At 71.0% G+C, this 18,833-nt stretch carries 18 protein-coding genes; 10 read left to right on the top strand and 8 right to left on the bottom strand.

Annotated features, from left to right (window positions below; genetic code table 11):
- Positions 1–19: 19 nt before the first annotated feature.
- Together OG898_RS19275 and OG898_RS19280 are read right to left on the bottom strand one after the other, a co-directional pair.
- Positions 20–946, bottom strand: coding sequence for an ACP S-malonyltransferase (locus OG898_RS19275; RefSeq protein ID WP_250745571.1), 927 nt, complete (start codon positions 944–946; stop codon positions 20–22).
- Positions 947–1,035: 89 nt separating this feature from the next.
- Positions 1,036–2,253, bottom strand: coding sequence for a CdaR family transcriptional regulator (locus tag OG898_RS19280; RefSeq protein WP_250745570.1), 1,218 nt, complete (start codon positions 2,251–2,253; stop codon positions 1,036–1,038).
- 81 nt (positions 2,254–2,334) lie between these two features.
- On the opposite strand from OG898_RS19280, the gene OG898_RS19285 reads away from it, so the two are divergent.
- Positions 2,335–3,009, top strand: a complete 675-nt coding sequence (locus OG898_RS19285) for a pirin family protein (protein ID WP_266958255.1) — start codon at positions 2,335–2,337, stop codon at positions 3,007–3,009.
- Positions 3,010–3,012: 3 nt separating this feature from the next.
- Here OG898_RS19285 and OG898_RS19290 read toward each other — a convergent pair whose 3' ends face one another.
- Entirely contained in the window at positions 3,013–3,840 is an 828-nt protein-coding gene (locus OG898_RS19290; protein ID WP_266958257.1) for a serine hydrolase, read from the bottom strand.
- Positions 3,841–3,891: 51 nt separating this feature from the next.
- On the opposite strand from OG898_RS19290, the gene OG898_RS19295 reads away from it, so the two are divergent.
- Complete coding sequence (locus OG898_RS19295) at positions 3,892–4,320, top strand: MerR family transcriptional regulator (RefSeq protein WP_266958259.1); 429 nt, start codon at positions 3,892–3,894, stop codon at positions 4,318–4,320.
- Positions 4,317–5,339, top strand: a complete 1,023-nt coding sequence (locus tag OG898_RS19300; protein WP_266958261.1) for an aldo/keto reductase — start codon at positions 4,317–4,319, stop codon at positions 5,337–5,339. Before OG898_RS19295 ends, OG898_RS19300 begins: the two co-directional genes overlap by 4 nt.
- 128 nt (positions 5,340–5,467) lie before the next feature.
- On the opposite strand, the gene OG898_RS19305 is transcribed toward OG898_RS19300, so the two are convergent.
- From OG898_RS19305 to OG898_RS19315, 3 genes are all read right to left on the bottom strand, one after another.
- Positions 5,468–6,313: a DUF4429 domain-containing protein gene (locus OG898_RS19305; protein WP_266958263.1), complete on the bottom strand. Its 846-nt coding sequence runs from the start codon at positions 6,311–6,313 to the stop codon at positions 5,468–5,470.
- A gap of 64 nt (positions 6,314–6,377) precedes the next feature.
- Entirely contained in the window at positions 6,378–7,517 is a 1,140-nt protein-coding gene (locus OG898_RS19310; RefSeq protein ID WP_323182717.1) for an alpha/beta hydrolase, read from the bottom strand.
- A 290-nt stretch (positions 7,518–7,807) separates the two neighbouring features.
- Complete coding sequence (locus tag OG898_RS19315; protein ID WP_250745612.1) at positions 7,808–8,467, bottom strand: TetR/AcrR family transcriptional regulator; 660 nt, start codon at positions 8,465–8,467, stop codon at positions 7,808–7,810.
- Between the two features lie 91 nt (positions 8,468–8,558).
- On the opposite strand from OG898_RS19315, the gene OG898_RS19320 reads away from it, so the two are divergent.
- Together OG898_RS19320 and OG898_RS19325 are read left to right on the top strand one after the other, a co-directional pair.
- Positions 8,559–10,175 (top strand): MFS transporter, encoded by a 1,617-nt coding sequence (locus tag OG898_RS19320; protein WP_250745564.1) that lies wholly within the window; start codon positions 8,559–8,561, stop codon positions 10,173–10,175.
- Positions 10,176–10,624: 449 nt separating this feature from the next.
- Positions 10,625–11,071 carry a peptidase inhibitor family I36 protein gene (locus OG898_RS19325; RefSeq protein WP_250745611.1) on the top strand — a complete coding sequence of 149 codons (447 nt, stop codon included), beginning with the start codon at positions 10,625–10,627 and terminating at the stop codon, positions 11,069–11,071.
- Here OG898_RS19325 and OG898_RS19330 read toward each other — a convergent pair.
- Both OG898_RS19330 and aceE read right to left on the bottom strand, forming a co-directional pair.
- Positions 11,052–11,918 carry a potassium channel family protein gene (locus OG898_RS19330; protein ID WP_266958265.1) on the bottom strand — a complete coding sequence of 289 codons (867 nt, stop codon included), beginning with the start codon at positions 11,916–11,918 and terminating at the stop codon, positions 11,052–11,054. The two genes, OG898_RS19325 and OG898_RS19330, sit on opposite strands and share 20 nt — an antisense overlap.
- A gap of 72 nt (positions 11,919–11,990) precedes the next feature.
- Entirely contained in the window at positions 11,991–14,723 is a 2,733-nt protein-coding gene (gene aceE, locus OG898_RS19335) for a pyruvate dehydrogenase (acetyl-transferring), homodimeric type (protein WP_266958267.1), read from the bottom strand.
- Between the two features lie 435 nt (positions 14,724–15,158).
- Between aceE and OG898_RS19340 the strand changes: the two genes are divergently transcribed.
- From OG898_RS19340 to OG898_RS19360, 5 genes are all read left to right on the top strand, one after another.
- Positions 15,159–15,584 carry a DUF3052 domain-containing protein gene (locus OG898_RS19340; protein WP_250745561.1) on the top strand — a complete coding sequence of 142 codons (426 nt, stop codon included), beginning with the start codon at positions 15,159–15,161 and terminating at the stop codon, positions 15,582–15,584.
- Positions 15,585–15,752: 168 nt separating this feature from the next.
- Positions 15,753–16,211, top strand: a complete 459-nt coding sequence (locus tag OG898_RS19345) for a peroxiredoxin (protein ID WP_250745560.1) — start codon at positions 15,753–15,755, stop codon at positions 16,209–16,211.
- 162 nt (positions 16,212–16,373) lie between these two features.
- A complete protein-coding gene (locus OG898_RS19350) occupies positions 16,374–16,949 on the top strand; it encodes a TerD family protein (protein ID WP_112446263.1) in 576 nt (191 codons plus the stop codon).
- A 161-nt stretch (positions 16,950–17,110) separates the two neighbouring features.
- A complete protein-coding gene (locus OG898_RS19355) occupies positions 17,111–17,686 on the top strand; it encodes a TerD family protein (RefSeq protein ID WP_250745559.1) in 576 nt (191 codons plus the stop codon).
- Between the two features lie 25 nt (positions 17,687–17,711).
- Positions 17,712–18,824 carry a DUF475 domain-containing protein gene (locus OG898_RS19360; RefSeq protein ID WP_250745610.1) on the top strand — a complete coding sequence of 371 codons (1,113 nt, stop codon included), beginning with the start codon at positions 17,712–17,714 and terminating at the stop codon, positions 18,822–18,824.
- Positions 18,825–18,833: the final 9 nt, after the last annotated feature.

Genomic DNA, 18,833 nt, shown 5'->3' on the forward strand with positions numbered 1-18,833 from the left:
GCTGAGTGGGCTCCTTCTCTCAGACCGCGTGCTCGGAGACGAGCGCCGCGGCCTTGTCGAGATCGTCCGGGGTCTTCAGCGCCACGCTCGGTACGCCCTTCAGCGCGCGCTTGGCCAGACCCGTCAGGGTGCCACCGGGGGACAGTTCGACGATCCCGGTGACGCCCAGAGCGGCGAACGTCTCCATGCACAGGTCCCAGCGGACCGGGTTGGCCACCTGGCCCACCAGCCGGGCGACGACATCGGCGCCCGTGGTCACGACCTGACCATCCTTGTTCGATACGTACGTCAGCTCCGGGTCGGCCGGGGAGAGGGCCGCAGCGGCCTGCTCCAGACCGGCGACCGCCGGAGCCATGTGGTGCGTGTGGAAGGCGCCCGCGACCTTGAGGGCGACGACCTTCAGGGAACCCTCGGGCTTCTCGGCCTCCAGGGCCGCGATCTGCTCCATGGTCCCCGCGGCCACGATCTGGCCCGCGCCGTTGACGTTGGCCGGGGTCAGACCCAGCTTCTCCAGGTGCGCGACGACGACGTCCGGGTCCCCGCCGAGGACGGCGGCCATGCCCGTCGCGGTGATCGCCGCGGCGTCCGCCATGGCGAGCCCGCGGGTGCGTACGAACGACAGCGCGTCCTTGTCGGACAGCACCCCGGCGTACGCGGCGGCGGTGATCTCGCCGACGCTGTGGCCCGCCACGGCGCCGAAGGAGCCCGGGCCGACCTTGGAGGTCAGCTCGGCCGCGGCCAGCAGGCCGGCGGCCACCAGCAGGGGCTGTGCAACGGCCGTGTCGCGGATCTCGTCCGCGTCGGCCTTCGTGCCGTAGTGGGCAAGGTCGAGCCCGAGGGCGTCCGACCAGCCGGCGACGCGGTCGGCGGCGCCGGGCAGTTCGAGCCAGGGAGTCAGGAAGCCGGGCGTCTGTGCGCCTTGGCCGGGAGCGACGAGTACGAGCACCCTCACACTCTCTCTTGTGTTCGGTCCGCGCCGCCCGTGGGGACAGGGACGAAGAACCATCGGGGTAATTGTTGATGTCCGACAAAAGCTTAGGACTGAGGATCGCCGTCGGCCAGACGCCCGAGGATCAGGGCGATCCGCAGCGTGAACGCGGAGCGGACATCCGAGGGCGACCATCCGGTGACGTCTGTCACACGTCGGAGCCGGTAGCGCACGGTGTTGGGGTGCACGAACAGCATCCGGGCGGCACCTTCGAGGCTGCTCGCCTGCTCCAGGTAGACACTCAGCGTTTCCAGCAGCGCCGAGCCGGCCTCTTCGAGCGGTCTGTAGATCTCCTCCACCAACTGCTCGCGAGCCGAAGGGTCGGAGGCGATCGCGCGTTCGGGCAGGAGATCGTCCGCGAGCACCGGCCTCGGCGCGTCCTGCCAGGCCGTGCAGGCCTTGAGTCCGGCCGCGGCGGCCTGCGCCGACTTCGTGGCGTTCAGCAGGTCCGGGACCACCGGTCCGGCGACCACCGCACCCGCCGCGAACGGCCCGATCAGCGACTTCGCCACCTGCATCGGATTGTCGCTGCCACCCGCGATGACCACGAGCCGGTCGCCCAGCACACCCGTGAGGACCTGCAGCTTGTGGTGGCGGGCGGCCCGCCGGATCGCCTCGACCGTCAGCTCGCTGTCGCCCTCCGGAGCCGTGCCCAGCACCACGCACACGTGCTCGGGGGAGTTCCAGCCGAGGGCCGCGGCCCGGGACAGTGCGCCCTCGTCGGCCTCCCCGGACAGCACCGCGTTGACCACGAGGGACTCCAGCCGGGCGTCCCACGCACCGCGCGCCTCGGCGGCCTGGGCGTACACCTGGGCGGTCGCGAAGGCGATCTCCCGGGCGTACACGAGCAGGGCCTCGCGCAGGATCGACTCGTCGCCGGGTGCCGCGACCTCGTCGATCGCGGTCTCCATGACCTCGATCGTGGTGCGCACCATCTCGACGGTCTGGCGCAGCGTGATCGCCCGGGTCAGCTCGCGCGGAGCCGTCCCGAAGACGTCGGTGGAGATCGCCTGGGGGGTCTCCGGATGCCGGAACCACTCGGTGAACGCGGCGATGCCGGCCTGGGCGACCAGGCCGATCCAGGACCGGTTCTCCGGCGGCATCGCCCGGTACCACGACAGCGTCTCGTCCATGCGCGCGATGGCGTTGGCGGCGAGCCGTCCGGAGGACTTCTCCAGCCGGCGCAGCGTCGCGGAGTGTGGATGGGGCGGAGCCGGATGCGCGGGGTGGACCGCGGGTGAATGCTCACGTTCGGGTTGGGGCACGTGACAAGACTGCCTTATCGGGACGGCTGCGCGGAGTCCGGTCCCGTCCCGGGCCGCGCCCCGGGGGCTACGGTGGCCCCCATGATTGATGTACGCCGAGGCGCCGACCGGTACGAGGGAGCGGACGCCGACGTTGCGGCGGGCGGCCCGGCCACGGGGATCACCACCCGGCACGCCTTCTCCTTCGGCCCGCACTACGACCCCGACAACCTGCGGTTCGGCCCGGTCATGGCGTGCAACGAGGAGAGCCTCGCCCCGGGTGCGGGCTTCGACGAGCACCCCCACAGCCACACCGAGATCGTCACCTGGGTGGCCGAGGGCGAGCTCACCCACCGCGACGCCACGGGCGCGGCCACCCTGGTGCGGCCCGGGGACCTGCAGCACCTCGCCGCGGCGTCCGGGACCCGGCACGTGGAACGCAACGACGGCCCCGCGCCGCTGCGCTTCGTCCAGATGTGGCTGGCCCCGGCCGATCCGGCCGGGGAGCCCTCGTACACGCTGGTCCGGGGGATCGCCGACGGCACGCCCTACGCCGTGCCCGCGGCCGGGGCCGTCCTGCACGTCCGGCGTCCGGGCGCGGGCGAGCGGGTCGCCGTACCGGCCGCCGGGCGGGTCTACCTGCACGTCGTACGGGGAGACCTGCGGCTGGACGGCGCGGAGCTCGGGCCCGGGGACTCGGCGCGGATCAGCGGCGAGCCGGAGCTGGAGCTGATCGCCGGATCGCCGGCCGAGGTGCTGATCTGGGAGTTCTCGTAGGACTCAGCGGGTCCTGAGCTCGGCGAGCACCGCGTCGGTGAACGGCGGCCAGGCCTCGACCGCCCACGGCCCGAAGGGGCGGTCCGTCAGCGCCACGCAGGCGGCGCGGGCGTCCGGGTCCACCCACAGGAAGGTCCCGGCCTGCCCGAAGTGCCCGAAGGTGCGCGGCGAGGAACCGGCGCCCGTCCAGTGCGGGGCCTTCCCGTCGCGGATCTCCAGGCCCAGACCCCAGTCGTTGGGCGTCTGGTGGCCGTAGCCGGGCAGCACGCCCTTGAGCCCGGGGTGGACCACCGAGGTGGCCTCCGCGACGGTGCGCACGTCCAGCAGCCGGGGCTGCTGCAGCTCGGCGGCGAAGCGCAGGAGGTCGGAGACGGTGGAGACGCCGTCCTTGGCCGGGGAGCCCTCCAGGCTGCTCGACTCCATGCCCAGCGGCTCGAAGACGGCCTCGGCCAGGTACGCGGCGAAGGGGATCCCGGTGGCCTTCGCGATGTGGTCGCCGAGCTCCTCGAAACCGGCGTTCGAGTACAGCCGGCGCTGCCCGGGAGGGGCCGTCACCCGGTGCTCGTCGAAGGCCAGGCCGCTGGTGTGGGCGAGCAGGTGGCGCACGGTGGAGCCCTCGGGCCCGGCCGGCTCGTCCAGCTCGATCGCACCCTCCTCGTAGGCGACGAGGGCGGCGTAGGCGGCGAGCGGCTTGGTGACGGAGGCCAGCGGGAAGCGGTGGTCCACCGGGCCGTGGGAGCCGAGCACGGTCCCGTCGGCGTGGACGACGGCCGCGGCGGCGGTCGGAACCGGCCAGTTCTCGATGATGCGCAGACTCTGCAAGCTCTCCATGCGGCCGAGGGTACTTGCTTGGAGTGCACTCCAAGGATTTAGCGTGGAGCCATGAGCCTGACCCAGACCCCCCTGCAGACGCAGACGCGGTACACGATCAGCGAGGTCGAGGCACGGACCGGTCTGACCCAGCACACCTTGCGCTGGTACGAGCGGATCGGCCTCATGCCGCACGTGGACCGTTCGCACTCGGGGCAGCGGCGGTTCACCGACAAGGACCTCGACTGGCTGGGCTTCGTCGGCAAGTTGCGCACCACCGGAATGTCGGTGGCGGACATGGTCCGGTACGCAGAACTCGTCCGTGAGGGCCCGCACACCGCCGACGACCGGCGCGAACTGCTGGAGCGCACGCGCGACGAGGTGCGGACGCGCATCGCGGAACTGACCGACGCGCTCGCCGTGCTGGACTACAAGATCGATACGTATGCGATGTGCACCGCCGTCGCGGGAGCCGTCGCGGGAGAGGCAGACCGGACATGACCGGGAACACGGCAGGGATCGAGCAGGTCGAACTGGGCGGGGGCGGCCCGCTGGTGGGCGTCCAGGGGCTCGGATGCATGGGCATGAGCGAGTTCTACGGGGACACCGACGAGGCGGCCGCCCGGCGGACGCTGGACGCCGCGCTGGAGGCCGGGGTCACCCTCTTCGACACCGCCGACGTCTACGGGCGGGGCGCCAACGAGGAGTTCCTCGCGCCGTTCGTGGCCGCGCACCGCGACCGGATCACCCTCGCCACGAAGTTCGCCATCGAGCGGACGGACGACCCGCTGTACCGGGGGGTCCGCAACGACCGCGCCTACATCCGCGGCGCGGTGGAGGACAGCCTGCGCAGGCTGGGCACCGACGTGATCGACCTCTACTACATGCACCGGCGGGATCCGGCCGTTCCGTTCGCCGAGTCGGTGGGCGCGATGGCGGAGCTGGTGCAGGAGGGCAAGGTGCGCCACCTGGGGCTCAGCGAGGTGACCGGCGCCGAGCTGCGCGAGGCGCACGCGGTGCACCCGATCGCGGCGCTCCAGTCGGAGTGGTCGCTGTTCAGCCGGGACGTGGAGCGCAGCGCGGTGGGCGCGGCGGCGGAGCTGGGCGTGGCCTTCGTGCCGTACTCCCCGCTCGGGCGCGGCTTCCTGACCGGGGCGTTCGCGGACGCGTCGGCGGAGCTGACGGCTGATGACTTCCGGCAGTACCAGCCCCGGTTCACGGGGGACAACGCGAAGACGAACGGGGCGCTGCTCACTCCCGTACGGGAGATCGCGGCGGCCCGCGGGGCCACGCCGGCGCAGATCGCCCTGGCATGGGTGCAGCAGCGGGCGGCGGTGCACGGCCTGACGGTCGTCCCGATCCCGGGCACCCGCAAGCCGTCCCGCCTGGCGGAGAACACGGGCGCGACCCGCATCACGCTGACGCCTGCGGAACTGGCCCTCCTGGAGCCCATCGCCGAGGGGGTCGCGGGCGACCGCTACCCCGACATGAGCCACACGTCGGCGGCCCGCGAGGTCTGACCGGGCGCGGCGGCGGCCATATCCAGCCTCGCCGGCGTTTGAGGCGTGGGGTCTGGGGCGGAGCCCCAGGGGGTCCGGGCGCAGCCCGGGGAACGGTGGAAGGGCGGGTAGGGGACAGCCCCGCAGGGTCAGGCCCCGGCCGTGAAGCGGTCCCGTAGCGCCCGGTACTCGGCGTCCGTGAGCAGCCCCGCGCTGTGCAGCTCGGCGAGGTGCTGGATCCGCTCCCCGGCCCGGGGCCTCGGCACGGCGGCGACCGGACTCCGCGCCCGCAGGGCGGCGAGCACGGAGGCCGCGAACGGCAGCGACTCGTGCACGGCCCCGTACCCCACCCCGAAGACGGCCGAGGCCAGGTCGTGGTCCGGCCGCGGATCACCGGCGCCCTCGCGGGGCAACAGCCGCAGGTGCCCGCCGGACCGTTCCGGGGAGTGCCAGACCAGCCCGGCCAGGTCGGCCAGCGCGTACCGCTGGTCGCCCGCCTTCCACTTGGTGCTGGTGGCCCCGGTGCGCGACCAGTGGAAGGTGACGGCGCCGCCGTCGAAGGCGAGCCGGGCGTCGTACGCCTTCAGCGTGGCCGGGGGCCCCGGGACGGAGACGAGGAACCGGTCGGCCGGCCCCTCCGGACCCAGCCGCTCGCGCAGGGCCTCGGTGAACGCCCCCGCGCGGCCGGCCCCGGCGCCACCACCCGGCAGCACCAGCCGGTACGGATCGCAGGCTTCTCTCAACTGCCCCGCCGCGGCGTCCATCAGCGGGTCCGCTCCCACCCGTACGCGGGCGTGCAGCACCAGTGTGTCCCGCCGTCCCGCGGTCAGGCCCACCCCGGCCAACGCCTCGACGGGGATCCGCCGTTCCCCCAGGGCGTGCCAGAGTCTTGGCGTTCGCATCCCCCGTGCGAAGCGGATGATGAGCGAGTTCGTGGTGCGGTCGAACTCCCAGACGGCATGGTTTCCGGCCAGTACGTCACCCATGCGGCACATCGTAAAGGGACGCACCCCCGTGCGTCCCCCTGCCGTGAGGTCCGATTTCGGGTCGGCCGAGCGGTCAGGGACCGTCCGTCCCGGATGTTCCGCGTCGGCACGTGTCGTCCCCGGCGGCGCACACCGTGGAACCGAACGCACCGGTTCCGATTTTGGCGAAGTTGTCCAGGGATTCCGTTCCTGGCTCGAAGTAGCCGGTGTGGCTCTTGGCGCCCGCCGCCGACAGGACCCGCGCGCCGAACTCCTCGGAGACCGGATCCGCGCCGTGGCCCAGGCCCCCGAACTCCAGGTGGGGCACGTCGGCGATCCAGTCACCGGCGTCCCGCATCGCCCACACCCGCGCCGAGGTGTCCAGCTCGGCGGCGTTCTCGGCGCGCATTCCGGGGCTGCCCGCCACCACGATGTCCGTGACCCGGGGCGGCAGCTCGTGGGCGGCCACGCCGCACACCACCGAACCGTAGCTGTGGCAGAACAGCGCCACGCTCGCCCGCCCGGGCAGCGCGGAGGTCAGCGAGCGCAGTCTGGCCGCGCCGTCCACGGCCAGTCGCCCGGTGGCCGCGTCCATGCCGACGCCGGTCGGGGCGGTGTAGCCGGCCCAGGCGATGACCGCGGTCCGGCTGCCCGGGGCGGCCGTGCGCTCGGCCGCGTACAGGGACTCCGCCATGCCGACGGGGGCGGTCAGCCGGCGCATCGTGCGCTCGAAGGTGAGCGCGTCGGTGTCCACGCCGGGGACGATCACCGATACGCGGCGGGCCTCGCCGAGGTCGCCGAAGACCTCGGCGACGAGGGCGCTGCCGGTGGGGTCGAAGACGAGGATCTGCCGGCCGGGCTCGGCGAGGGACGCGAAGCGGTGGGCGCGCCGGGCGGCGGTCGCGCGGTCGGAGGGGGCCAGCGTCCTGTCGTGCGCGCGGGCGTCCTCGATCCGCACGGCCTGCTTCAGCGCCATCCGGTTGGCCCGGTAGCGGACGCCGGGCGGCACGCCGTCGAGATTGCCGACCACCAGCGGGTGGCCCTCGGTGAGCCGGGCGCGCTGGGCGCCGTCGAGGCTCGCGAAGAAACGTGCCACCACGGGTGCCGGGGCATCCGCGGCGGGCAGGGCCCGGCCTTCGAAGCGCGCCGCGGCCCAGGAGGCGAGCGCGGCGTCGCGCGGGGACGCCTCGCTCGCGGGCCGGTAGACGGCCGTCCAGCCCGTGGTCGCGAGCATCAGGAAGACCACCGCCAGCGCGAGCAGGGCGCGCAGGGCGGCCGGGCGCGCGGGGGCGTCGGCGGAGGGGGTGTGGGCGGGGCCGGGCAGGTTCACTGCGCCCAGCGTAGGAGACCGTCGCGGGTGCCTGCGCGCCGGGTGACGGGAGTCACCGCCGACCGTGGGACGCCCCGTCGGCGGGTGCTCCCGTACGGGACCTGCGTGCGCGGGCGCCCCGACCCGTACGGGGTGTTCGTCCGGGTTCGTCCGGCCTGCGCCCGGCCGGGCGGGCCGGGCGGAAAGTGCGCCGGTCAGACGGGTCGGCGCCAGTCGGAGGCGAGCGCCGGGCCGATCTGGTCGAGGTAGACCTCGGTCATCCGCCGGATGGTGGCCACGCTGGTGTCCTCGCCCTGCCCCCAGAGCCGGCCGGTGACGCGCATCACGCCCGTGAACGCGGCGACGGCCACCCGCGGGCGCGGATCGACGTCCACGTCCAGGCCCTCGCGCTCGGCTATCAGCCGGGCGATCCGCTCCTCCAGCTCGGTGGAGCGGCGCAGGTGCACGGCGAGCAGGGCCGGGGTGGACTCGATCAGCCGGTAGCTGCGCATGTACAGGTCGAGCGGGACCAGGTCCGAAATGGCCTCTTCGACGGTGTCCCAGGCGGCGAGCACGGCCGAGCGCATCGCCTCGAAGGGGCCCTCGGCGGGCGGGCGGGAGTGCAGCGCCGCGACGAAGTGCGATTCGACCAGGTCCTGGACGGCGAAGGCGACCTCTTCCTTGTTGGCGAAGTACCGGAAGAAGGTGCGCTGGGACACGTCCACGGCGTCGGCGATCTCGTCGACGGTCGTCTCCTCGTACCCCTGGGCGATGAAGAGGAGGAGGGCCGCGCGCAGCAGTGCGTCGCGCGTGCGCTGTTTCTTGCGCTCGCGCAGTCCGGCCGGCGGTGCGGACGCGGGCCGCTGATCGGTCATCACGGCGGTCAGGGTACCTGTGACCGACCTGACAGTGGCTGTCTGACGAACCGGTCTGTGAAGTGTCAGTCGCTGTCACTAACCTGTTCGCATGACTAGTCAGATCACCGTCGACGGCGGGGACGCACTCTCGCTCACCAAGGAACCGGGCCCCTCGCCCGTCCGTACGGGCCTTAGGGGCCACCCGTGGCTCACCCTGTTCGCCGTCGCGATCGGCGTCATGATGGTCACCCTCGACGGCACGATCGTCGCCGTCGCCAACCCGGCCATCCAGAAGGACCTCGGCGCCTCGCTCGCCGACGTCCAGTGGATCACCAACGGCTACCTGCTCGCCCTCGCGGTCTCCCTCATCACCGCGGGCAAGCTCGGCGACCGCTTCGGCCACCGCCAGACCTTCCTCATCGGCATCGCCGGGTTCGCCGTCTCCTCGGCGGCCATCGGCCTCTCCGGCGGCGTCGAGCTCGTCATCGGCTTCCGCGTCGCGCAGGGCGTCTTCGGAGCGCTGCTGATGCCCGCCGCGCTGGGCCTGCTGCGGGCGACCTTCCCGGCCGAGAAGCTCAACATGGCCATCGGCATCTGGGGCATGGTCATCGGCGCCTCGACCGCCGCCGGGCCGATCGTCGGCGGTCTGCTCGTCGAGAACGTGAGCTGGCAGTCCGTCTTCTTCATCAACGTGCCCGTCGGCATCGTCGCGCTCGCCTTCGGCTTGTTCATCCTGGTCGACCACCGGGCCGAGAACGCCCCGCGCTCCTTCGACGTCCCGGGCATCCTGCTGCTGTCGGCCGGGATGTTCTCGCTGATCTGGGCACTGATCAAGGCCTCGGAATGGGGCTGGGGCGACACCAGGACCCTCGCCTTCCTCGGCGGGTCCCTCGTGTGCTTCGTGGCCTTCGCCCTCTGGGAGAACTTCGTCTCCGAGCCGCTGATCCCGCTCGGGATGTTCCGCTCGCTGCCGCTGTCCGCGGGCACGGTGCTGATGGTCCTGATGGCCTTCGCCTTCATGGGCGGGCTGTTCTTCGTCACCTTCTACCTGCAGAACGTCCACGGCATGAGCCCCGTCGACAGCGGTCTGCACCTGCTGCCGCTGACCGGCATGATGATCGTCGGATCTCCGCTGGCGGGCCTGGCCATCACCAAGGTCGGCCCGCGGCTGCCGCTGGTCGCCGGCATGGTCGCCACCGCCGCCGCCTGCTTCGGGATGTCCCAGCTGACCCCGGGCACCTCCACCCTCACCATGTCGTTCTGGTTCGCCCTGATGGGCCTCGGGCTCGCGCCCGTCATGGTCGGCGCCACCGAGGTCATCGTGGGCAACGCCCCGCTGGAGCTCTCGGGCGTGGCAGGCGGGCTCCAGCAGGCCGCCATGCAGGTCGGCGGCAGCCTGGGCACCGCCGTGCTCGGCGCGGTCATGGCGAGCAAGGTCGGCAGCGTCTTCGAGGACAACTGGGCCGGGGCCGGCCTGCCGCCGCTCACCCCGGAGCAGGCGGACCTCGCGGAGCGGGGCATCCAGGTCGGCATCGCCCCGATCCCGCCGGGTGCTCCGGAGCAGCTCGCGGCGACCATCACGGGGGTCGCGCACGACACGTTCGTGTCAGGGATGAGCACGGCCTTCACCGTCGCGGGCGTGGTCGCGGTGTTCGCCGCGATCGTGGCCGGCTTCACGAAGCGTGGCGAGAACGCCGAGGCGGGGGCGGGCGCGGCCCACATCTAGGGCGGAGCCCCCATCCAGGGTCGGAGCCCTCATCCAGGGTCGGAGCCCCCATCCAGCCCCGCCTCGGCTGCCCGCCCCGGTACGGCGTCCCGCTGGCGCTGTACCGCGGGCCGGGCGGCCGGGGCGGTCACGGTGGTCGCGGAGGCGTCAACTCCGGGGCCGACACAGCCCCGCCGGGCGCTCCGGCGGGGCTGTCGCCTATCAGGGTGGACCCGCTCGCGACCCCTTCCGCCGGGACATCCGCGCAGGTCAGCGTGGTGCCGACGGAGCTCCGGAATCGGTCCGGGGCCCGTACGTCCACCAGGAGTTGACCCGTCATGCGTACGTGGAACACCACTTTCTCCGGGCGCACCGCCGCCACGGCCACCGTTCTCGCCGCCACCCTGCTGATCCCGACCACCGCGGAATCCGCCCACGCGGCGAGCCGCGCCCCGGGCCGTACGGCGGCCCTGATCCCCGCCCAGGGGCACGTGCAGGCGCCGTCCCGGGCCCAGGCTCCGGGGAGGTCCCGGGCGGACGCTCCGGCTCCGGTACGGGCCTCCGGGCGGGCGAAGGGGCAGGCCAAGGGGCAGGCGCAGGGGCGGACGAAGGGCCGGGCCGCCGGGCCGCCGGTGCTCGGGGCCTGCGCCACCGGGCAGCTGTGCCTGTGGGCCAAGCCGGAGTTCAAGGGCGCCCGCACGACCCACGAGCTCAGCACCCTCGACATCAACAGCTGCACCGCCCTGCCCGCCGGGACCACCGCCCAGTCCCTCACGAACCGGACCGGCCGCCCGGTCACCACCTACCAGTCGGCCGAGTGCGCCGAGACCGGTGAGTTCCAGACCTACCCGGGCGACGGGGTGTGGCTGCCCCAGTCGCCGTACCAGGTCAGGGCGTTCAAGGTGTGGGAGCGCTGACGGCCCCGCCGCCCGCCTGGACCGGCCCGCCCTGGGCGCCGACCCCGGCGCCCGGGCCGGACTCCCCGGCGGCCGCCGCGGCCCCGGTGACCCCGGTGGCCCCGGCAGCCCCGGCCGCCGCGGGGATCCCGCCGAGGCGGGCGACCTCGGCGCGCAGCGCCCGTACCTCCGCCGTCAGTTCGGAGATCGCCGCCGTCTGGGCGAGCTCCACCAGGTCGTCGCGCTCGAAGCGGGAGATGAACCAGGCCGCGATGTTGGCGGTCACCACACCCAGCAGCGCGATCCCGGACAGCATCAGCCCCACCGCCAGCAGCCGTCCGAGTCCGGTGGTGGGGGAGTGGTCCCCGTAGCCGACCGTCGTCATCGTGGTCACCGACCACCACAGCGCGTCCCCGAGGTTCTTGATGTTGCCGTCGGGGGCGTCCCGCTCCACGCTGAGCACCGCCAGCGAGCCGAACATCAGCAGCCCGACCACCGAGCCCGCCACGTAGGTGGTGAGCCGGATCTGCGGGGCCATCCGGGCCCGCCGGCCCACCAGCATCAGGGTGGACACCACCCGCAGCAGCCGCAGCGGCTGGATCATCGGCAGCACCACCGCCGCCAGGTCCAGCCAGTGGGTCCTGACGAAGGCCCTCTTCGAGTGCGCCAGGCCCAGCCGCATCAGGTAGTCGGCGGCGAATGCGGCCCACACCACCCACTCGGCGTGCTTGCAGGCGGCGTGCACCACCGGGCTCGCGTCGGGCAGGACGATCGGCACCGCGTAGGCCACGGCGAATCCCAGGGCGAGCACCAGCAGCGGCGTCTGCGTCCGGCGCTCCCACCGGGCCTGGGAGGAGGGTTGCTTCATGCGGAGCATCGTAAAGAACGCGTAAGGGGCGCCGGGACAGGTGTCCCGGCGCCCCTCGCGCAAGAGTGACGGCTACGCGTCGCCCCCGGCCGCGCCCGGGTCGGCCGCCCGGACGTCCAGGAGCTGGTACCGGTCGATCGCCTGCTTCAGCGCCGAGCGGTCGATCTTGCCCGCCTTGGCCAGCTCGGTCAGCACCGAGAGGACCACCGACTGCGCATCGATGTGGAAGAAGCGCCGGGCCGCGCCCCGCGTGTCCGCGAAGCCGAAGCCGTCCGCGCCCAGCGAGGTGTACGGGCCGGGCACCCAGCGCGAGATCTGGTCCGGGACCGCCCGCATCCAGTCGGAGACGGCCACGAAGGGACCCTCCGCGCCGGACAGCTTGCTCGTCACGTACGGGACGCGCTGCTCCTCCTCCGGGTGGAGCAGGTTGTGCTCCTCCACGGCGACGGCCTCGCGGCGCAGCTCGTTCCAGGAGGTCGCCGACCAGACGTCCGCCCTGACGTTCCACTCCTCGGCGAGGATCCGCTGCGCCTCCAGCGCCCACGGAACCGCCACGCCCGAGGCCATGATCTGCGCCCCGACGGCTCCCGCGGTGCCCTGCGAGATGCGGTGGATGCCCTTGAGGATCCCGTCCACGTCCACGCCGGCCGGCTCGGCCGGGTGCTGGATGGGCTCGTTGTAGACCGTCAGGTAGTAGAAGACGTCCTCGGCGTCGGGGCCGTACATGCGCCGCAGACCGTCCTTGACGATGTGCGCGATCTCGTACCCGTACGCCGGGTCGTACGCCACACAGCCCGGGTTCGTCGAGGCCAGCAGCTGGGAGTGGCCGTCGGCGTGCTGCAGGCCCTCACCCGTCAGGGTGGTCCGGCCGGCGGTCGCACCGAGGACGAAACCGCGCGCCAGCTGGTCCGCCATCTGCCAGAACTGGTCACCCGTGCGCTGGAAACCGAACATCGAGTAGAAGACGTAGACCGGGATCAGCGGCTCGCCGTGCGTCGCGTACGCCGAGCCCGCGGCGATCAGCGAAGCCGTGCAGCCCGCCTCCGAGATGCCGTCGTGCAGCATCTGGCCGGTCGGCGACTCCTTGTACGCGAGCAGCAGGTCGCGGTCGACCGCCTCGTACTGCTGGCCCAGCGGGTTGTAGATCTTGGCGCTCGGGAAGAACGCGTCCATGCCGAAGGTGCGGTACTCGTCGGGGGCGATCAGCACGAAGCGCTTGCCGATCTCCTTGTCCCGCATCAGGTCCTTCAGGATGCGGACGAAGGCCATGGTGGTGGCGATCGACTGCTGGCCCGAGCCCTTCTTGGCCGCCGCGTAGGTGGCGTCGCCCGGCAGCTGGAGCGGCTTCGCGCGCACCACGCGGGTCGGCACGTAGCCGCCGAGCGCGCTGCGGCGGTCGTGCATGTACTGGATCTCGGGGGAGTTGCGGCCCGGGTGGTAGTACGGCGGCGCGCCGTCCTCCAGCTGGGCGTCCGTGATCGGGATGTGCAGGCGGTCGCGGAAGCGCTTGAGGTCGTCGGCCGTCAGCTTCTTCATCTGGTGGGTCGCGTTGCGGCCCTCGAAGTTCGGACCGAGGGTCCAGCCCTTGACCGTCTGCGCCAGGATCACCGTCGGCTGGCCCTTGTGGGCCTTGGCCGCCGCGTACGCCGCGTAGACCTTCTTGTGGTCGTGACCACCGCGGCCCAGGTGCTGGATCTGCTGGTCGGTCATGTTCTCGACCATGGCCCGCAGCCGGTGGTCGCCGCCGAAGAAGTGGTCGCGGATGTACGCGCCCGTCTCGGTGGCGTACGTCTGGAACTGGCCGTCCGGGGTGGTGTTCAGCTTGTTGACCAGGATGCCGTCGCGGTCCTGGGCCAGCAGCGGGTCCCAGGAGCGGTCCCAGATCAGCTTGATGACGTTCCAGCCGGCGCCGCGGAACTGCGACTCCAGCTCCTGCATGATCTTGCCGTTGCCGCGGACCGGGCCGTCGAGGCGCTGCAGGTTGCAGTTGACGACGAAGGTCAGGTTGTCGAGGTGTTCGCGGGCCGCGATGGAGAGCTGGCCGAGCGACTCGGGCTCGTCCATCTCGCCGTCGCCCAGGTACGCCCAAACGTGTGACTTGGAAGTGTCCGCGATCCCGCGGGCCTCCATGTACCGGTTCATCCGGGCCTGGTAGATCGCACCGAGCGGGCCGAGGCCCATCGAGACGGTCGGGAACTCCCAGAAGTCCGGCATGAGCCGCGGGTGCGGGTAGCTGGAGAGGCCGTACGGGGCCTTCGACTTCTCCTGGCGGAACGCGTCGAGCTGCTGCTCGGAGAGCCGGTCCAGGAGGTAGGCGCGGGCGTAGATGCCGGGCGAGGCGTGGCCCTGGAAGAAGATCTGGTCGCCGCCGTCACCCTCGTCCTTGCCCCGGAAGAAGTGGTTGAAGCCCACGTCGTAGAGGGAGGCGGAGGAGGCGAAGGTGGCGATGTGACCGCCGACGCCGATCCCCGGACGCTGGGCGCGCGAGACCATGACGGCCGCGTTCCACCGGGTGGCGTTGAGGACCTTGCGCTCGATCTCCTCGTTGCCGGGGAAGAACGGCTCGTCCTTGGTGGCGATCGTGTTGACGTAGTCCGTGGAGCGCATCTCGGGCACGGCCACGCGCTTCTCGCGGGCGCGCTCCATCAGCCGCAGCATCAGGTAGCGGGCACGCTCACGGCCCCGCTCGTCGACGGCCGCGTCCAGGGAGTCGAGCCACTCCTGCGTCTCTTCCGGATCGAAGTCCGGTACCTGACTCGGCAGGCCACCAATGATGATCGGATTGCGATCGGATGCGGAAGCCACGCTGTTCCTTCGCTGTCGGGGGAGTCGTGCCTTGAGTCTCGCCGCCTCCCATGGTCTTACGCTCGGCAGAAATCGTCATCTTTACCGTTGGGTAATCCCTGGAGGTGGCGGGATTGTGCTGGCTGCGGCGACGACAACGCCCAAACCGCAACCTTACGCCCATGTCGATCACCCCCTTCGCAAGGCCGTTCGTCCCTCAAACAGGTGCGAAAGTCCCGAGGCCGTGCCGAATGAGGTGGAATGGTGTGGGATGAATCACCAGGGGTACATGCGGAAGGGCTGAAAGTTGCGGCGAGACGGCCGCAATCGTCACCGTTTCGACGGTCTCGACGGCCTGGTACTTGCGCGATCCGCCGCGCCCGTGTGGACTACGCCCATGCTGCGCGTACGCGCGCCGCCGAAGAACATTCACCGAACATGAGCAGGAGGCACCCCGTGAGCGCGACCGCGGACCACGCGGAGAACCTGGCCGCCAGGCTGGGTTTCCAGTCCGAACAGGTGGTCCAGGAAATCGGCTTCGACGACGACGTCGATCAGGAATTCCGTGATGCCGTAGAGGATCACGTCACCGAACTCGTCGATGAGGACTACGACGATGTCGCAGACGCGGTTCTGCTGTGGTTCCGGGAGGACGACGGCGACCTGACGGACGCCCTGGTCGACGCGACCGAGCTGGTCGAGGACGGCGCACTGATCCTGCTGGTGACCCCCAAGACCGGCAAGGACGGTTTTGTCGAGGCCAGCGACATCAGCGAGGCCGCCGAGACGGCCGGCCTCTCGCTGGCCAAGGGAGCCCCCGTCGGCAAGGAGTGGACCGCCACCAAGCTGGCGACTCCGAAGACGGCCAAGTCCAAGCGCTGAGCCGCGCCCCGCAGTCATGCGGACACACGCACCCCGCCCGCCGGAAGCTTCCCGGTGGGCGGGGTGCGTGCGTTTCGCGGGCGGCCGGAGCCGGACGCGCGCAGGAGCCATAAGGTGAGATCACCCGAACAGCCCAACGCAGGGATGCGGGACGAAGGGATGCGACAGATGGCGATCGAGGTCGGCAGCAAGGCCCCGGACTTCGAGCTCAAGGACAACCACGGCAGGGTCGTGCGGCTCTCCGACTTCCGGGGGGAGAAGGCCGTCGTGCTGCTCTTCTACCCCTTCGCCTTCACCGGCGTCTGCACCGGCGAACTCTGTGAGCTGCGCGACCAGCTGCCGCGCTTCCAGAACGACGACGTGCAGCTCCTGGCGGTCTCCAACGACTCCGTGCCGACCCTGCGCGTCTTCGGCGAGCAGGAGGGGCTGGAGTACCCGCTGCTGTCGGACTTCTGGCCGCACGGGGAGGCCTCCCGCGCCTACGGGGTCTTCGACGAGGAGAAGGGCTGCGCGGTGCGCGGCACCTTCGTCATCGACCGCGACGGCATCGTGCGCTGGAGCGTCGTCAACGGGCTGCCCGACGCCCGTGACCTGAACGAGTACATCAAGGCCCTCGACAGCCTCTGAGTCCGTGCCGCAGGCTCGTGGTCGCGGGTGCCGACAGGCACGCGGGCCCGTTCGCCTGGAATAAGCCCGTACAGGCGGGAACCCGTCACTAGGATCGAAACGTTGATCCGGTAGCAACCGCACGACGGGGCACCGCCCCACACAAAACCTTATGGAGGACCCGTGGGAGTCAGCCTCAGCAAGGGCGGCAACGTCTCGCTGACCAAGGCCGCGCCGAACCTGACGGCGGTCATCGTCGGACTGGGCTGGGACGCTCGCACCACCACCGGTGTCGACTTCGACCTCGACGCCAGCGCGATCCTGACCAACGACCAGGGCAAGGTCGCCAGCGACGCGAACTTCGTCTTCTTCAACAACCTGAAGAGCCCCGACGGCTCGGTCGAGCACACCGGTGACAACACCACCGGTGAGGGCGAGGGCGACGACGAGGCGATCAAGGTCAACCTCGCCGGCGTGCCCGCCGACGTGGCCAAGATCGTCTTCCCGGTCTCGATCTACGAGGCCGAGAGCCGCCAGCAGAGCTTCGGCCAGGTCCGCAACGCGTACATCCGCGTCGTGAACCAGGCCGACAATGCCGAGCTCGCCCGCTACGACCTGTCGGAGGACGCCTCGACGGAGACCGCCATGGTCTTCGGCGAGCTCTACCGCAACGGTGCGGAGTGGAAGTTCCGCGCCATCGGCCAGGGCTACGCCTCGGGCCTGCGCGGCATCGCGCAGGACTTCGGCGTCAACGTCTGAGCCTGCTCCGCCAGAGCAGTCGTTCCATCCGTCCGGCGCCGTGCACTCGTGTGTACGGCGCCGGACCGGCTTTACGGCCACACCCGCCGTACCGTCACACCGCCGTACGGTCGTACGGCCACTTCGCCACATCGCCATCGTCGTCCGGGGAGGACCACAACATGGGCGTCACACTCGCCAAGGGGGGCAATGTCTCCCTCTCCAAAGCCGCACCGAACCTCACCCGGGTTCTGATCGGCCTCGGATGGGACGCGCGCTCGACCACGGGCGCCGACTTCGACCTCGACGCCAGCGCACTGCTGTGCAGCAACGGCCGGGTGCTCGGGGACGAGTACTTCGTCTTCTACAACAACCTGAAGAGCCCCGAGGGCTCCGTCGAACACACGGGGGACAACCTCACCGGCGAGGGTGAAGGCGACGACGAGTCGATCATCGTCGACCTCAGCAAGGTCCCGGCCGGCGTGGACAAGATCGTCTTTCCCGTCTCGATCCACGAGGCCGAGGCCCGCCGGCAGAGCTTCGGCCAGGTCAGCAATGCCTTCATCCGCGTGGTGAACGAGGCGGACGGTCAGGAACTCGCCCGCTACGACCTTTCCGAGGACGCCTCCAGCGAGACCGCGATGATCTTCGGCGAGGTCTACCGGTACGGGGGCGAATGGAAGTTCCGCGCAGTGGGGCAGGGGTACGCGTCGGGGCTCCGCGGCATCGCTCTAGACTTCGGGGTCAACGTTTCGTAAAGCCGTACAACACGATGGGATGCCAGTGGTTCTGAAAACCTTCGGCTGGTCGTTCGCAGTCACTGCGCTCGGGCTGGTCGCAGCGGTGCTCTACGGGGGGTGGGAGGCCTTCGGGATCGTTGCGATCCTGTCCATCCTGGAGATCTCGCTGTCCTTCGACAATGCGGTGGTCAACGCCGGAATCCTGAAGAAGATGAATGCCTTCTGGCAGAAGATCTTCCTCACCGTCGGTGTTCTCATCGCCGTGTTCGGCATGCGCCTGGTCTTCCCGATCGTGATCGTCGCGATCAGCGCCAAGATCGGGCCGATCGAGGCCGTCGAACTCGCGGTGCGCGACCAGGACATGTACAAGCAGCTCGTCACGGACGCTCACCCGTCCATCGCCGCCTTCGGTGGCATGTTCCTGCTGATGATCTTCCTCGACTTCATTTTCGAGGACCGTGACATCAAGTGGCTCGCCTGGCTGGAGCGTCCGCTCGCCAAGCTCGGCAAGATCGACATGCTGTCGGCGTGCATCGCGCTGATCGTCCTGGTCATCACCTCGATGACCTTCGCCACCCAGGCCCACCAGCACGAGGGCCACGTGGACAAGGCGCAGACCGTCCTGATCTCCGGCGTCCTCGGCCTGATCACCTACATGATCGTCGGCGGTCTCTCCGGCTACTTCGAGAACAAGCTCGAAGAAGAGGAAGAGGCAGAGCACGAGGCGGAGGAGGCGGCCAAGAAGAGCGGCAAGCCCGTCTCGGCCGTCGCCATGGCCGGCAAGGCCGCGTTCTTCATGTTCCTCTACCTCGAAGTCCTCGACGCCTCCTTCTCCTTCGACGGGGTCATCGGCGCCTTCGCCATCACCAGCGACATCGTGATCATGGCCCTCGGCCTCGGTATCGGTGCCATGTACGTCCGGTCGCTGACGGTCTACCTGGTCCGCCAGGGCACCCTCGACGACTACGTCTACCTGGAGCACGGCGCGCACTACGCCATCGGCGCGCTCGCCGTCATCCTGCTCGTCACCATCCAGCACGAGATCAACGAGGTCATCACCGGCCTCGTCGGCGTCGTACTGATCGGATGGTCCTTCTGGTCCTCGGTGCGCCGCAACAAGCGCCTGGAACTGGAGGGTTCCACCGCCGAGGCATGATCGCGGCGG

Origin of the sequence: Streptomyces sp. NBC_00193, from assembly GCF_026342735.1 — a bacterium.
Classification (GTDB): Bacteria; Actinomycetota; Actinomycetes; order Streptomycetales; family Streptomycetaceae; genus Streptomyces; species Streptomyces stoeckheimensis.